General features: G+C 65.2%; 12 protein-coding genes and 1 pseudogene. 2 read left to right on the top strand and 11 right to left on the bottom strand.

What is annotated here, in order from left to right; translation table 11 throughout:
- Positions 1-44: 44 nt before the first annotated feature.
- On the bottom strand, positions 45-815 hold the full coding sequence (locus ACIOVF_RS21535; RefSeq protein WP_401292333.1) for a CHAD domain-containing protein: 771 nt from the start codon (positions 813-815) through the stop codon (positions 45-47).
- A gap of 14 nt (positions 816-829) precedes the next feature.
- Positions 830-1108, bottom strand: a complete 279-nt coding sequence (locus ACIOVF_RS21530) for a hypothetical protein (protein WP_028941416.1) — start codon at positions 1106-1108, stop codon at positions 830-832.
- Between the two features lie 158 nt (positions 1109-1266).
- Here ACIOVF_RS21530 and ACIOVF_RS21525 point away from each other — a divergent pair, with 158 nt between their 5' ends.
- Positions 1267-2307: a patatin-like phospholipase family protein gene (locus ACIOVF_RS21525; protein WP_045194791.1), complete on the top strand. Its 1041-nt coding sequence runs from the start codon at positions 1267-1269 to the stop codon at positions 2305-2307.
- A gap of 109 nt (positions 2308-2416) precedes the next feature.
- Here ACIOVF_RS21525 and ACIOVF_RS21520 read toward each other — a convergent pair whose 3' ends face one another.
- The 9 genes and pseudogenes from ACIOVF_RS21520 to ACIOVF_RS21480 all read right to left on the bottom strand — a co-directional run.
- Positions 2417-3115 carry a response regulator gene (locus ACIOVF_RS21520; protein ID WP_401292329.1) on the bottom strand — a complete coding sequence of 233 codons (699 nt, stop codon included), beginning with the start codon at positions 3113-3115 and terminating at the stop codon, positions 2417-2419.
- On the bottom strand, positions 3112-5766 hold the full coding sequence (locus ACIOVF_RS21515; RefSeq protein ID WP_123565472.1) for a sensor histidine kinase KdpD: 2655 nt from the start codon (positions 5764-5766) through the stop codon (positions 3112-3114). The genes ACIOVF_RS21520 and ACIOVF_RS21515 overlap by 4 nt, the downstream gene beginning before the upstream one ends.
- A 15-nt stretch (positions 5767-5781) precedes the next feature.
- The gene (gene kdpC / locus ACIOVF_RS21510; RefSeq protein WP_195884657.1) at positions 5782-6342 is read right to left on the bottom strand and encodes a potassium-transporting ATPase subunit KdpC; all 561 of its coding nucleotides are present in this window, start codon (positions 6340-6342) and stop codon (positions 5782-5784) included.
- Positions 6343-6357: 15 nt separating this feature from the next.
- Positions 6358-8412: a potassium-transporting ATPase subunit KdpB gene (gene kdpB, locus ACIOVF_RS21505; protein ID WP_401292325.1), complete on the bottom strand. Its 2055-nt coding sequence runs from the start codon at positions 8410-8412 to the stop codon at positions 6358-6360.
- Between the two features lie 10 nt (positions 8413-8422).
- Positions 8423-10117: a potassium-transporting ATPase subunit KdpA gene (gene kdpA, locus ACIOVF_RS21500; RefSeq protein ID WP_045194798.1), complete on the bottom strand. Its 1695-nt coding sequence runs from the start codon at positions 10115-10117 to the stop codon at positions 8423-8425.
- Positions 10118-10125: 8 nt separating this feature from the next.
- Positions 10126-10215 carry a K(+)-transporting ATPase subunit F gene (kdpF, locus tag ACIOVF_RS21495; protein ID WP_036996387.1) on the bottom strand — a complete coding sequence of 30 codons (90 nt, stop codon included), beginning with the start codon at positions 10213-10215 and terminating at the stop codon, positions 10126-10128.
- Between the two features lie 188 nt (positions 10216-10403).
- On the bottom strand, positions 10404-12092 hold the full coding sequence (locus ACIOVF_RS21490; protein ID WP_401292321.1) for a putative bifunctional diguanylate cyclase/phosphodiesterase: 1689 nt from the start codon (positions 12090-12092) through the stop codon (positions 10404-10406).
- A gap of 22 nt (positions 12093-12114) precedes the next feature.
- A complete protein-coding gene (locus ACIOVF_RS21485) occupies positions 12115-13224 on the bottom strand; it encodes a methyl-accepting chemotaxis protein (RefSeq protein ID WP_371128675.1) in 1110 nt (369 codons plus the stop codon).
- A gap of 174 nt (positions 13225-13398) precedes the next feature.
- A pseudogene (locus ACIOVF_RS21480) lies at positions 13399-13563 on the bottom strand (PAS domain-containing protein); the annotation flags it as partial.
- Positions 13564-13946: 383 nt separating this feature from the next.
- Between ACIOVF_RS21480 and ACIOVF_RS21475 the strand changes: the two are divergent.
- Positions 13947-14261 carry a helix-turn-helix domain-containing protein gene (locus ACIOVF_RS21475; RefSeq protein WP_045194806.1) on the top strand — a complete coding sequence of 105 codons (315 nt, stop codon included), beginning with the start codon at positions 13947-13949 and terminating at the stop codon, positions 14259-14261.
- Positions 14262-14414: the final 153 nt, after the last annotated feature.

Below are 14414 nucleotides of genomic sequence, written 5' to 3'. Positions count from 1 at the left end.
GCCAGCAAGCGGTCTACAGCACGCATTTCGGCCATTTCAGCGGGCTATCGCTGCGCAAGCTGCGCCTGCAGGCGTTCGAGGGTGGCGTCGGCGCCTTGTTCGGCTTTGGCCAACTGCGCTTGCCAATGGCTGACGCACGGCGCCAGATCGCGTTGCTGCTCGGCCTGCAGCAGCCACTGCAACAGGTCGTGCCAACTGCCCAGGTCACTCTGGGCACGCTTGAGAGCCTTTTGCAGGCGCGAGTTGGAGTGCTGCAGTTGCGGGTAGGCTTCAGCCGCGTAGCGCACCCGTTTGATCAGCAGGCGCAGGCGATGGCGGTCGTGGGCCGGGTCGTCGAGGGCCTGACGCAGTTGCTTCCACTGTTTTTCCAGGCGTTTGTCGATGCGCTGTTGCAGCCGGCGGATCAAGCCCTGGCGCTGGGCGGCGCGCAGGAACACCGGGAAGGCGTCGATGATCGCCAGCAGGCGCGCCAGTTCGGCACTGGCGGCAACGCTGGCGAAGGTTTGCCGGCGCTGGGCCAGGCGTGCCTGCGCCGCGGCCACTTGCTGGCGCTCAAGCAGCTGCGCGGCCAGTACCTCACGGTCACGCAACGGCGTCGTCAAGCTGCCCAGGGCCTTGGCCGCAGCTTCCAGCTGATCGACACCGGGCAGTGCCCGTAACGGTCGCAACACACTGCGCAAGCGCCGCACGCCGATGCGCAGGTCGTGCAGCGCCTCGCTGTCGGTATCGGCAACCAGGCGCGCCTGGCAGGCCAAAAGGCGCACCTGCAGGCTCAGCACCTGGGCAATGACGTGGTCGAGCATGGCCGACGACATGGTCTACTCCTGTATCAGCGCCCGGCGCGAGATTCACGAATGTAGAAGCGAGCCTTCTCGGCCTTCTTGCTGCAGCCCTCGAACGCTTCGAACTGCTGCTGGGTCTTGGCCCCGGTCAACAACGACAGGGCTTTTGAATAACTGACAGTACCGGCGAAACCTTCGGCCTTGGCCAGGTCGAGCTCCTTCCAGGCCGAGTCCAGCTGATTGGCGCAGCTGTCGCGGTAGGCTGTCTTGCCAGCGCAACCGGTCAGAACCAGAGCAATCAGGGGCAGGCAAATCCAGGCTTTCATCGGCAATACCTCAAAAGAAAAAGTTCAGGGTGGCGACTTCGACGGTAAACAGCGAGAAAAGTGCCCTGTTCAGCGTAGCCCAGTGCCAGTGACGATTGAAGCACAGACACAATTGGGCGCATTGTTAGACCATGGAAGCAGAACACCGGGGAAGCATCATGAAAAAACGCGTCGCACTGGTTCTGGGTTCGGGCGGGGCCCGGGGCTATGCACACATCGGCGTGATCGAGGAAATCGAACGCCGTGGCTATGACATCGCCTGTATCGCCGGCTGCTCCATGGGCGCGGTGATTGGCGGAATTTATGCCGCCGGCAAGCTCGATGAATACCGCAACTGGATTGAAAGCCTGGACTACCTCGACGTCCTGCGCCTGGTGGACGTGAGCTTTCGCCTGGGGGCGATCCGTGGCGAGAAAGTCTTCGGCCAGATCCGCAAGATCGTCGGCGAGATCAACATCGAAGACCTGCGCATCCCCTACACGGCGGTGGCCACCGACCTTACCAACCAGCAGGAAATCTGGTTTCAGGAAGGCTGCCTGCACCAGGCCATGCGTGCCTCGGCGGCGATCCCCAGCCTGTTCACGCCCGTGGTGCAAGGCAACCGCATGCTGGTCGACGGCGGCATCCTCAACCCCTTGCCGATCATCCCGGTGGTGTCCAGCCACTGCGACCTGATCATCGCCGTGAACCTCAACTCGACCAACCAGAAGCAGTACCAGTTGCCAGTGATCGAACGCCCGGCGGCGTTCAAGCTGCGCTTTGACAACCTGATCAATTCGCTGGGTTCGCACTTGCCGTTCCGGCGCAAACCGGCCGAACAACTGATGCGTATCGAGCAGGGCCTGCAACCGGAGGCGGCGCAAATCCCCAACCCCTGGCTCAGCGATGCTGCCGACCCCGAAGCCCAGCAACCGGCGGCAGCGCCAGAAATTGAAGGCGCGCCGAAATCGGCGACCGGCTCGTTCATCATCGACAACGTCGGGCCGGCGTCATTGCTGGACTTGATCAACCAGAGTTTCGAGGTGATGCAGACGTCACTGGCACAGTACAAGATTGCCGGCTACCCGCCGGATGTACTGATCAACGTGCCCAAGCGCGTGTGCCGGTTCTTCGAGTTCTACAAGGCGCCGGAACTGATCGCCCTGGGGCGGGAGATTGCCCGCGACACGCTGGATAACTATGAGGCGGAGCGGCGTTGACGGCTCTAGCCACATCGCTGGCAAGCCAGCTCCCAAAAGGTCCAGTGTGCACTTTACCTGTGGGAGCTGGCTTGCCAGCGATGAGGCCAGCAAAATTCAACCCCAGCTCTCAGCCCTGCTCCGGCCCGATCAACCGATAGCCGACCCCGGGCTCAGTCACGATGAACCGCGGCGCCGTCGGGTCATCGCCAAGCTTCTGGCGCACATGGGCGACGACGATGCGCAGGTAATGGCTGTCGTCGACATGAGTCGGCCCCCAGATGTCCTTGAGCAGTTGCTGCTGGGTAATCACCCGCCCGGGATGGCTGGCGAGCTGCGCCAGCAGTGCATATTCCTTGCGCGTCAGCGCCACCTCGACGCCGTCCAGGGTCACCTTGCGAAACGCCAGGTCGACGGTCAACGGCCCGAAGCTCAGCGCCGAGGCGCTGGCTGATGCCTGCGGCGCCTGGCGCAGCAAGGCGCGTACGCGAGCGAGGAATTCCTGAATGCCAAAGGGCTTGGTGACGTAGTCGTTGGCGCCGTTGTCCAGGGCTTCGACCTTCTGGACTTCACTGGCACGCACCGACAGCACCAGCACCGGCACCGCGCTCCACTCGCGCAATTCACGCAGCACCTGCTGGCCGTCCATGTCCGGCAGGCCCAGGTCAAGCACCACCAGGTCCGGGCGCGCCAGTGCCGCCTGGGTCAGGCCCTCGGCGCCGCTGCCGGCTTCCACTACCTTGTAGCCCTGGGAGCTCAGGCTGATACGCAGGAACTTGCGGATTTGCGGTTCGTCATCGATGACCAGCAGGGTCGCGCTCTGGCTCATGGGGCTTCGCTTTCAGGCTCGGGTTGGGTCGGCAGCGGCAAGCATAGAGTGATGCAGGTGCCCTTGCCATCGATACCGTCAGCGACGCGGATGTGCCCACCGTGGGCGCCGATCATGCCCTGGCAGATCGCCAGGCCCAGCCCCGTGCCCTGCCCGCCTCGATCACCACGCGCGGCGGTATAGAACATGTCGAAAATCCGCTCGCGGTCGGCTTCGGGAATGCCCGGGCCTTCATCACTGACGGCAAAGCACAGCAACTCGCCGTCGACGCTGACCTGCAGGTCCAGGCGGCCAGCCGCCGGCGAAAAGCGCGCGGCATTCTCCAGCACATTGATCAGCGCCTGCTCGATCAACGCCGCGTGCACGAACAACAGCGGCAGATCGGCCGGCACTTCGGTGCGCAGCTGCAACGGCGCCAGCACCACCCGCAGGCGGTTCAGGGCGCTGCCGACGATGTCGCCGGGCGCCACCCAGTCGCGCGCAAGCTTGAGGCCGCCATGGCCCAGGCGGGTCATGTCGAGCAAGTTCTGGATATAGCGATCCAGGCGCTCGGCTTCATTGCGGGTGCCTTCAAGCAGTTCCTGGCGGTCGGCCTTGGGGATCGCCTCGCCGAGGGCCAGCAGGCTGTCGATGCTGCCGCGCATGGCGGTCAGCGGCGTGCGCAGGTCGTGGGACACCGAGGCCAGCAAGGCGCTGCGCAGTTGCTCGGTTTCGCCGTGCAAACGCGCCGATTCCAGCTGCTCGGCCAAGCGCGCCCGCGCCAGGGCCTGGGCCAGCGGCTGGCTCAGGGCCTTGAGCAGGCGCCGATGCTGAGCGGTGAGTTGCTCGCCCTTGTGCGGGCGCACGCCGAGCAGCGCCAGACGCGCATCGTCCACCGACAGCGGCCACCACCACCAACGGCCGTTGGGCAAAGTATCGCTGCCCAGACCCGCGGCCTGGTCGTGCTGCCAGGCCCAGTCGGCGGCGGCACGCTCGTTGTCGCTGAACTGCAGGTTGCCGCCGCTGGCCACCTGCAGACGGCCTTCGGCGTCGCGCTCGAGCAGGCACACCTGCAGGTCCTGCCAGCCATCGAGGTGCTGGCCGGCGGCGGTGAATACCGCCTGGCGATCGGTGGCAGCGGTGAGCTTGCGCGACAGGTCGAGCAACTGGCTGGTCTGCTCCTGAGTTTCGCGCAAAGCCTGCAATTGCCGGCGCTGGCGCGCCGCCAGGTTGCCGGTAAGCGCCGCCATCAACAGGAAGAACAGCGAGGTCAGTACGTCTTCTTCACGCTGGATGCTGAAGGAGAAATTCGGCGGGATGAACAGAAAGTCATAGGCCAGAAACGACATCACTGCACAGGCCAATGCCGGGCCCAGGCTGCTGCGCACCGCCACCAGCAACACCGCCGCGAGGAACACCAGCGAGATGTTCGGCAGCGCCAGCACGCTGGCCACCGCCCAGGCCAGGCCGGTGGCCAGCACCGTGGCGGCGAAGGCCAACAGGTAATGACGCCAGACCCAGACCTTTTTCGCCGCCGCACTGGGCGGCTCGGGCTGGGTATCGCGGTCGAGCACGTTGATTTCCAGGCCGTGGGCATCGCGCAGCAAGCGCGTCGCCACGCCCGCGCCGAACAGCCGCCGACGCAGGCGATCGCGCGACTGACCGACCAGCACCAGGCTGGCGCGGCGCTCCAGGGCGTGCTGAATCAGGGTCTTGGCCACCTCGCCGGCGCGCAGCAGCACCACTTCGCCGCCCAGCCGTTCGGCCAGTTGCTGGGCCGCCTGCAAGCGCTGGCGCGCGGTTTCGTCACGTAGCCGGCCGTTGTCGACGTGCACCAGGGTCCACGGCAGATGACGCCGCTGCGCCACCCGGCTGGCGTGACGCACCAGGCGTTCGGCCTGGGCATCGCCATCGACGCCAACCAGCAAACGCCCGCGCAAGGCCGGCGCATCCTGGCCAAGCTGGCGGTAACCGTGGGCCAGGTCGGCATCGACCTGGGCCGCAGCGGTTTGCATGGCCAGCTCGCGCAAGGCGGTCAGGTTGGTCTGGGTGAAGAATGCATCGATCGCCGCCCGCGCCTGCTCCGGCACATAGACCTTGCCCTCGCGCAGGCGCTCGAGCAGCTCGCGCGGCGGCAGGTCGATCAGCACCAGTTCGAAGGCTTCCTGCAGCACCCAGTCGGGCAGGGTTTCGCGCACCTGCACGCCGGTGATGCCGCGCACCTGGTCGTTGAGGCTTTCCAGGTGCTGGACGTTGACCGTGGTGTAGACGTCGATGCCGGCGGCCAGCAGTTCCTGGACATCCTGCCAGCGCTTGGCATGACGGCTGCCGGGGGCGTTGCTGTGGGCCAGCTCGTCGACCAGCACCAGTTGCGGGCGGGCCTTGAGCAAACCGTCGAGGTCCATTTCTTCCAGCAGCATGCCGCGGTATTCGCTGCGTAGCAGCGGCTGCTGGGGCAAGCCGCCGAGCAATGCTTCGGTCTCGGCGCGGCCATGGGTCTCGACCACCGCCGCCAGCAGCGCCACGCCCTGGCGCAGCTGGGCATGGGCGGCCTGGAGCATGGCGTAGGTCTTGCCTACCCCCGGTGCCGCACCCAGAAATACCTTGAGCCGGCCGCGCCCTTCGCGCGGCAGCCCGGCCAACAACGCATCAGCGCGTTCGGAATTGCTCATGCTCACTGCCTGTCCTTATTTCGACGCCGGCGACAGCTGCTCAAGGGCGCTGTTCAGGGCCAGTACATTGACCACCGGCGGGCCGATCAAGGGGTGCAGGGTGGACTGCTCGACCAGTACTTGCAAGGCCTCGGGGGCAACCTTGCGCGCCGCCGCCACCCGCGGCAGCTGGTAAGCCACCGCCGCCGGCGACAGGTGCGGGTCCAGGCCGCTGCCGGAGGTGGTCAGCAAGGCCAGCGGCACCGGCCCCTGCGCTTCGATATACAACTGCGCGGCGCTGCTCTTGACCCGCTCGGCCAGCGCCGGGTTGCTCGGCGCCAGGTTGCTGGCGCTGCTCGATACCGTGGCGTAGTCACCGGCCGACGGCCGCGACTGGAACCAGGCGTCACCCTCGAAGCGTTGCGCGATCAACTGCGAGCCACGCACCTGGCCCTGGCCGTCGCGCAGCAGGCTGCCATTGGCCTGCTCGGGAAAGGCCAGCTGCGCCACCCCGGTGACCACCAGCGGGTACACCGCGCCGGTAATCAGGGTCATCAACAGGATCAGGCTCAGGGCCGGACGAATAGGGGTAGTCATGGTCATCTCCTTGGTTCAGACCAGCTTCAGGGCGGTGAGCAACAGGTCGATCAGCTTGATCCCGGCGAACGGCACGATCAGCCCGCCCAGGCCATAGATCAGCAAGTTGCGACGCAGCAGGTGGGCGGCGCTGGCGGCCTGTACCCGCACCCCGCGCAGGGCCAGCGGGATCAGCACGACGATGATCAGGGCGTTGAAGACGATCGCCGAGAGAATCGCACTCTGCGGGCTGTTCAGGTGCATCAGGTTGAGCACGCCCAGTTGCGGGTAGATCGCCGCGAACAGCGCCGGGAGGATGGCGAAGTACTTGGCTACGTCGTTGGCAATCGAGAAGGTGGTCAGCGCGCCGCGGGTCACCAGCAGCTCCTTGCCGACCTGGACCACATCCAGCAGCTTGGTCGGGTCGCTGTCGAGGTCGACCATGTTGGCCGCCTCACGCGCGGCCTGGGTGCCGTCGTTCATGGCCATGCCGACATCGGCCTGGGCCAGCGCCGGGGCGTCGTTGGCGCCGTCGCCGCACATCGCCACCAGGCGGCCGTCGTTCTGTTCCTGGCGAATGCGCGCCAGTTTCTTCTCCGGGGTGGCTTCGGCGAGCACGTCATCGACCCCGGCTTCGGCGGCAATCGCGGCGGCGGTCAGCGGGTTGTCACCGGTGACCATCACCGTGCGAATACCCAGCTTGCGCAATTCGGCAAAGCGCTCGCGGATGCCCGGCTTGACCACGTCCTTGAGGTGAATCACCCCTAGCAGGCGCTTGTCGGCGCAGACCAGCAAGGGCGTGCCGCCGCTCTGGGCGATCTTGTCCACTTCGCGGGCCAAGGGCGCGGGCATTTCCAGGCGTTGCATGGCGACGAAGGCCAGCACCGAGTCCACCGCGCCCTTGCGGTAGCGACGCTGCTGGTAGTCGATGCCGGACAGCCGGGTTTCGGCGCTGAAGGCTACAGGCGTGAACTGTTCGGCGTTGGGTTCGTTGAAGTCGTGCAACTGGCGCAGGTATTCGACAATCGATTTACCTTCGGCGGTGTCGTCGGCCAGCGACGCCAGCAAGGCGCCCTCGCCAAGCTCGCGGGCGGTGACGCCAGGCGCAGCATGCAGGGCGCTGCAGCGGCGGTTGCCGAAGGTGATGGTGCCGGTCTTGTCGAGCATCAGCACATGCACGTCGCCTGCCGCTTCTACCGCACGGCCGGAACGGGCGATGACGTTCAGGCGTACCAGGCGATCCATGCCGGCGATGCCGATGGCCGACAGCAGGCCGCCGATGGTGGTCGGGATCAACGTGACCAGCAGCGCCACGAGGAATACCAGGGGGATGCTGCCCCCGGCGAAATGGGCGAACGGCTGCAGGGTCACCACAACCACCAGAAAGATCAGGGTCAGGCCGATCAGCAGAATATCCAGGGCGATTTCGTTGGGGGTTTTCTGCCGCTTGGCGCCTTCGACCAGGGCGATCATGCGGTCCAGGGTCGACTCGCCGGGGTTGCTGGTGATGCTGATCAGCAGCCAGTCGGAGACCAACCGGGTGTTGCCGGTCACCGCCGAACGATCACCGCCGGACTCGCGGATCACCGGCGCAGACTCACCGGTAATCGCCGCCTCGTTGACTGCGGCGATACCTTCGAGCACCTCGCCGTCGCCAGGGATCATCTCCCCGGCCGAAACCTTGACCACATCGCCCTTGCGCAGGCTGGTGGCCGGGACAATCTCGAAGCTGCCCGAGGCCGTCCGGCGGCGGGCACTGAGCCCTTGGCTGCCGGCCTTGAGGCTGTCGGCGCGGGCCTTGCCGCGGCCCTCGGCGAGGGCTTCGGCGAAGTTGGCAAACAGCACCGTGAACCACAGCCACAGGGCGATCTGCACCGCCACGGCGGTCGGCACGCGGCTGTCGGGCACGAAGCACAGCAAGGTGGTGAAGATTGCGGTCAGTTCCACCACCAGCATCACCGGCGAGCGCTTGAGCTGGCGCGGGTCGAGCTTGACGAAGGCCTGCACCAGCGCCGGGCGCCACAGGGCGGCAAAGGTAGTGCGCGCAGCCTCGGGGGCCTGCGCCTTTACTTCAGGAATCGGCATGTTCATCAGTTGTTCCTCACAAGCCCAGGCTCAGGTATTCGGTCACCGGCCCCAGGGCCAGGGCCGGCAGGAAGGTCAGGCCACCGACCAACAGGATGGTCACCACCAGCAAGGTGACGAACAGCGGGCCGTGGGTCGGGAAGCTGTTCTGCCCCACCGGTGCGGATTTTTTCAGTGCCAGGCTGCCAGCCAGGGCCAGCACCGGCAGGATGTAGCCGAAGCGGCCAATCAGCATGCCCAGGCCGATCATCAGGTTGTGGAAGGTGGTGTTGGCACCCAGGCCGGCAAAGGCCGAACCGTTGTTGGCGCTGGCCGAGGTGTAGGCGTACAGCAACTGGCTGAAGCCGTGGGCACCGGGGTTGCTGATCGCCGCCGCAGGGCCGGGCAAACTGGCCGCCAGGGCGCCGAGCACCAGCACGCCGACCGGCATCACCAGCAGGGTCGCCACCAGCAACTGCACTTCCCGCGCCTGCAGTTTCTTGCCCAGGTATTCCGGGGTGCGGCCGATCATCAGGCCGGCGAGGAACACCGCGATCAGCACGTTGAGCAGCATGCCGTAGAGCCCGGCGCCGACGCCGCCGAAGATCACCTCGCCGACCATCATGTTGACCAGCGCGACCATGCCGCTGAGCGGGTTGAGGCTGTCGTGCATGTTGTTCACCGAGCCGTTGGAAGCGGCGGTGGTGGTCACCGTCCAGAGCACGCTGGCGGTGGTGCCGAAACGGCTTTCCTTGCCTTCGAGCGGCGCGGTCTGTTCAACCAGCGGGCTGCTCAGGTTCGGGTTGGCCTGGTACTCGCTCCACAGCGCGGTGCCGCCGCCGATCAGGAACAGCGCGAGCATGCCGGCGATGATCGCCCGGCTCTGGCGCATGTCCTTGACGTAATGGCCGAAGGTAAACACCAGGGCCACCGGAATGAGAATGATCGAGGCCACCTCGAACAGGTTGCTCCAGGCCGTCGGGTTCTCGAACGGGTGCGCCGAGTTGACGCCGAAAAAGCCACCGCCGTTGGTGCCCAGTTGCTTGATCGCGATCTGGCTGGCAGCCGGGCCCAGCGGGATGGTCTGGTCGGCGCCTTGCAGGGTCAGGGCATGAACATAATCGGCGAAGGTCTGCGGCACGCCCTGCCACACCAGCAGCAAGGCCAGCACCAGGCACAGCGGCAGCAGGCCGTAGAGCGTGGCGCGGGTCATGTCGACCCAGAAGTTGCCCAGGGTCTGTGCCGAACGACGGGCGATGCCGCGGCACAAGGCAACCAGCACGGCGAGGCCAGTGGCGGCGCTGACGAAGTTCTGCACGGTCAGGCCGAGCATCTGGCTCAGGTAACTGACCGAGGCTTCGCCGCTATAGGACTGCCAGTTGGTGTTGGTGACGAAGCTCACGGCGGTATTGAACGCCAGCGACCACTCCTGCCCCGCCAGGTGCTGCGGGTTGAGCGGCAGGTAGCCCTGTAACAGCAGTACGGCGAACACCAGCACAAAGCCTGCGAGGTTGAAGGCCAGCAAGGCCAGGGTGTACTGCTGCCAGCTCTGCTCTTTGCTGGCATCGACCCCGGCGAGCCGGTAGCAGCCACGCTCGACCGGCCCCAGCAGCGGCGACAGCCAGGTGCGCTGCCCCTCCATCACCTTGAAATAGAAACGCCCGAGCAAGGGTGCCGGGAGCAGTACCAGCGCAAAGAACGCCAGCAGCAACGCGTAATCGTAACTGTGCATGGTCGCTCCTAACCCCGATCGGCGCGCAGCAGCGCGACCAGCAGGTAGATCATCAAGGCCACTGCCAGCAGCAGTGACACCCCGTCCAGAATGCTCATGAAAACTCTCCGTCCTTACGGCACGTGCCGCTGACGGTCATTGTCGGTAGAGAGGCTGTAAAGGGGCGAGATCGAGAGCCACGGCCGGGCATAAAGAATGCGTAAATAACGCGATGCGGCGGGGCCTGGATTGCGAGCGCTACGCGCTCGATCGCGGGGCAAGGCCCGCTCCCACAGGAGGCCCGCGCCTACAGGACTTTCCACTGCGCTGGCTGCTGGTAATTGGCAACCCAGCCGATCACCTGCTCGGCCGGCATCGGCCTTGCGATGCAGTAGCCCTGGGCGATGTCGCAACCCAGGCCCATCAGCAGTTGGCCATGCTCTACCGTCTCCAGGCCTTCGGCGATTACCTGGCGGCCAAAGGCGCGGGCCAGGCCGATGACGGCGCGGGTCAGGGCCAGGTCGTCGTGGTCGTGGAGGATGTCGCGCACGAACGATTTGTCGATCTTGATGGTCCGCGTCGGCAGGCGCTTGAGGTAGCTGAGCGACGAATAGCCGGTGCCGAAATCATCCAGGGAGAACTGCACGCCCAAACGCTGGCAGGCCTCCAGGCACTGGCTGACGCGCTGGATGTTTTCGATCGCCACCGACTCGACGATCTCCAGGTCGAGCATCGCCGGCGCCACGTCCGGATGACGCCCGAGCAGCAACTGCAGGCACTCGACAAAGTCGTCACGCTGCACATGGCGGGCAGCGATGTTGACGCTGACCGGCCACTGATGGTCCAGCGCCTGCCAGCTTTGCATCTGGCTCATGGCCTGGTCGATCACCCACTCGCCAATCTCGACGATCAAGTCGGTCTGTTCGACTTGCGGCAGAAAATCGCCGGGCAGCACCAGGCCCTTGCCCGGGTGCTGCCAGCGCAGCAGCGCCTCGAAGCCGATCACCACGCCGCTGTGCATGTTGACCTTGGGTTGGTAATGCAGGCACAGCTCACCCTGGTGCAAGGCCTGGCGCAGGCGCGCCACGGTCTGGTGGGTGGCCTTGACCTCCTGGTCCAGCGACACGTCGAACAGGTGAAAGCGGTTGCGCCCGCTCTGCTTGGCCACGTACAGGGCCTGGTCGGCGTGGCGCACCAGGGTGTCGGTGTCTTCGTTGTCCTGGGGGAACAGGGTCACGCCGATGCTGGCGCTGACGCGAATCTCCTGCTCGCGAATCCGGTATGGCGCGGCGATCGCGGTCAGCACCCGGTCGAGCGCCGCCTGCAAGTGGGTGGGGTCTTGCACGTGGCGCAGAATCAGCACGAACTCGTCGCCCGACAAGCGCGCCACGGCATCGCCGCCACGCAGGATGCCCTTGAGCCGGGTGGCCACTTCGACCAGCAGCAGATCGCCGCTGGCATGCCCGTAGCCATCGTTGACCGCCTTGAAGCCGTCCAGGTCGAGCATGCACACCGCCAGCGGAATGTCCTCGTTGCGCGAGAACTCCAGGGCCTGGTTAAGCAGGTCAGACAGGTAGGCCCGATTGGGCAGGCCGGTGAGCACGTCGTGGCCGACCCGCCATTGCAGGGTATGCAGCAGCTGGCGTTTTTCGGTGACGTCAAAGCGGATCGAAACGTACTTGCGCACCTTGCCCGTGGCCGGGTCGATCAACGGCACCATGGTGCTGTCGACCCAGTACAGCGAACCGTCCTTGGCGCGGTTGCAGATCTCGCCCTTCCACACCCGCCCGGCAACCAGTGCGCGCCACATGCCGATGAAGAACTCCGGCCCGTGCAGGCCGGAGTTGAGGATCCGGTGGTTGGCGCCCAGCAGTTCCTCGCGGCTGTAGCCGGAGATGCTGCAGAACTGCTCGTTGACGTAGGTGATCCGGCCGCTCAGGTCGGTTTCGGAAAAGATCGCAGCGGCATCGACTGCCGCGCGGTAGTTATCGTCCATGAATTCCTCTGCACCCTGGTGGCTAGCGATTGAAACGCTCGACCAGGGCCCGCAGGCCCGAAGAAATGCTTTCCAGTTCGGCGCCGCGGCTGGCTGCAGCATTGGCGTTGAGCGCGGTGGCCTGCACGGTGCTGGCAACCTTGTTGATCTGCTCGGACACGTCTTCGGCCACCGAGGATTGCTCTTGCGAGGCGGCGGCCATCTGCTGGCTCATGTCGCTGATGCGTTCGACCGCGGCGCGAATACCCTGCAAGGCACGCTGCGCCTCCAGCACCTGGGCCACGCCCTGCTCGGCCTCGTTGATACCGAGGCTGGCGATGCTCACCGCCTCGTCGGCGCCGCTGCGCAGGTTCTCGATGATGCCCTGGATCTGCACGGTCGAGTGCCGGGTCTTGGCCGCCAAGGCGCGAACCTCATCGGCGACCACGGCAAAGCCACGGCCCTGCTCGCCGGCGCGGGCCGCTTCGATGGCGGCGTTGAGCGCCAGCAGGTTGGTCTGTTCGGCAATCGCGCGAATCACTTCAGCGGCGAGCATGATGTCCTGGGTCTGCCCGGCCAGGTGGGTGACCGCCTGGTTGATCTGGCTGACGGTAGTGGCCAGCAACTGGATGGCCTCGCGACTGGTGCCGGCGACCTGGCTGCCCTGCTCGGCCAACTGGTTGGCGGTCTGCGCCTGCACGGCGGTCTGCTGCACATGCTCGGCCACCTCGCCGATGGAGGCGGCCATTTCAGTCATGGCGGTGGCGGTCATGTCGGTTTCGCCGCGCTGCTCCAGCAGTGCCGTTTCAGTGTTGCGCGACAAACGGCTGGAGTCGCTGGCGGCTTCGGCCATTTGTGTGGCCAGGTCGCTCAGGCGGGTGAGCGCGGTTTTCAGCCGCGCTTCTTCGCTGATCAAAATCATCTGCAACTGCGCCGCCGGGCCCAGTAGGTCGCTGTAGGTCAGGGCGCTGATCTGGTCGGCAAAGGTGTGCGTCGAACACCCGACGATCTGCCCCAACTGACGACCCAGACGGCCATGCGCCCACAGGCCGAGCAGCGCGAACAGGCCCAGGGTGATCCCCTGGCCCGGCCAGCCCGGCAGCACCTGGTTGGCCGCCACCGCCAGCGCGCCTGCAGCCAGGGGCAGGCTCATCACCTGGCCGAGCTGAGCCAGCCGGCGCCCGCTCGCCACTGCCGGCTTGCCCTCGCGCAAGCGTGCATACAGTGCTTCGGCACGGCGCACCTGCTCGCGAGTGGGCTTGACCCGCACCGACTCATAGCCGACCAGGCGGCCGTCCTCGAGAATCGGCGTGACATAGGCGCTGACCCAATAGAAGTTGCCGTTCTTGCAGCGGTTCTTGACGATGCCCATCCAGCTCTGGCCGGCCTTGAGGTACTGCCACATCAGGGCAAACACCGCTGGCGGCATGTCCGGATGGCGCACCAGGTTGTGCGGGCTACCGATCAGCTCGGCCTGGCTGAACCCGCTCATGGCGGCGAATTCGGCGTTGCAATAGGTAATATTGCTGGCAGTGTCGGTGGCGGAAATAAGCCGTTGATCCTCGCCGAAAGTCTGTTCGACCGAGGTAACCGGCATGTTGAGACGCACGATAAAACTCCATTTGCAGGGGTCTGTCAGGTTGTCCTGCGCAGCGCCCAAACCATTCGTCCGACACCGAGATCAGCCTTCTACCGGGGTGCTTTGCTGAATAGTCTCAGCTGGGTCAGCGCGGTTGAAACTCGATGGCTTTTGACCTGTCCAAACGATCAATTCTACGAATTACATCACATTATGCAAACAAAGGTGATGAATTGTGGCGTTGCCTCTTGCCGATAGATATCGTTAAGTTCTTGATTCTAAATGGGAATTAAGCGATGACAATTTCAAGTTTGGGTTCGGCCATCAGACGTTACCGCAAGGTAGCCGGGCTCACTCAGGCTGAACTTGGCGAGAAAACCGGTTTTGACCCCAAGACCATCAGTCGCTTCGAAACCGGCACCTACACTCCCAGCGTGGAAGCCCTGTCGAGCTTTTCCGAAGTGCTGGGGATCAAACTCAAAGCCTTCTTCGCCGAAGAGAACGACGAAGACGAGCAGCGTGCCTACCTCTTCGGCGTCATTCACAAAACGCCCTCCCAGGACCTGGGAAAGCTGATCGCAGCGGTAGACCTGGCCTTGTCCAAGCCTTAGTGGCGGCAACCCCGAAAAGCGGCAGGTCGACCCTGCCGCTTTTTTTTTGCCTGGCTATTGCACCGCAACTGGTCAGACCGGTAAAGCCAATTCTTGCCCGCTCAGCCGAAAACCCCTTGCAAACCCAAAAAAATCGCGCCTACACTGCCCACG

Source organism: Pseudomonas sp. NPDC087612 (assembly GCF_044743505.1).
Taxonomy (GTDB): domain Bacteria; phylum Pseudomonadota; class Gammaproteobacteria; order Pseudomonadales; family Pseudomonadaceae; genus Aquipseudomonas.
The sequence above is the reverse complement of the archived record's forward strand: the minus strand, read 5'-3'. Positions and strand labels throughout refer to the sequence as shown.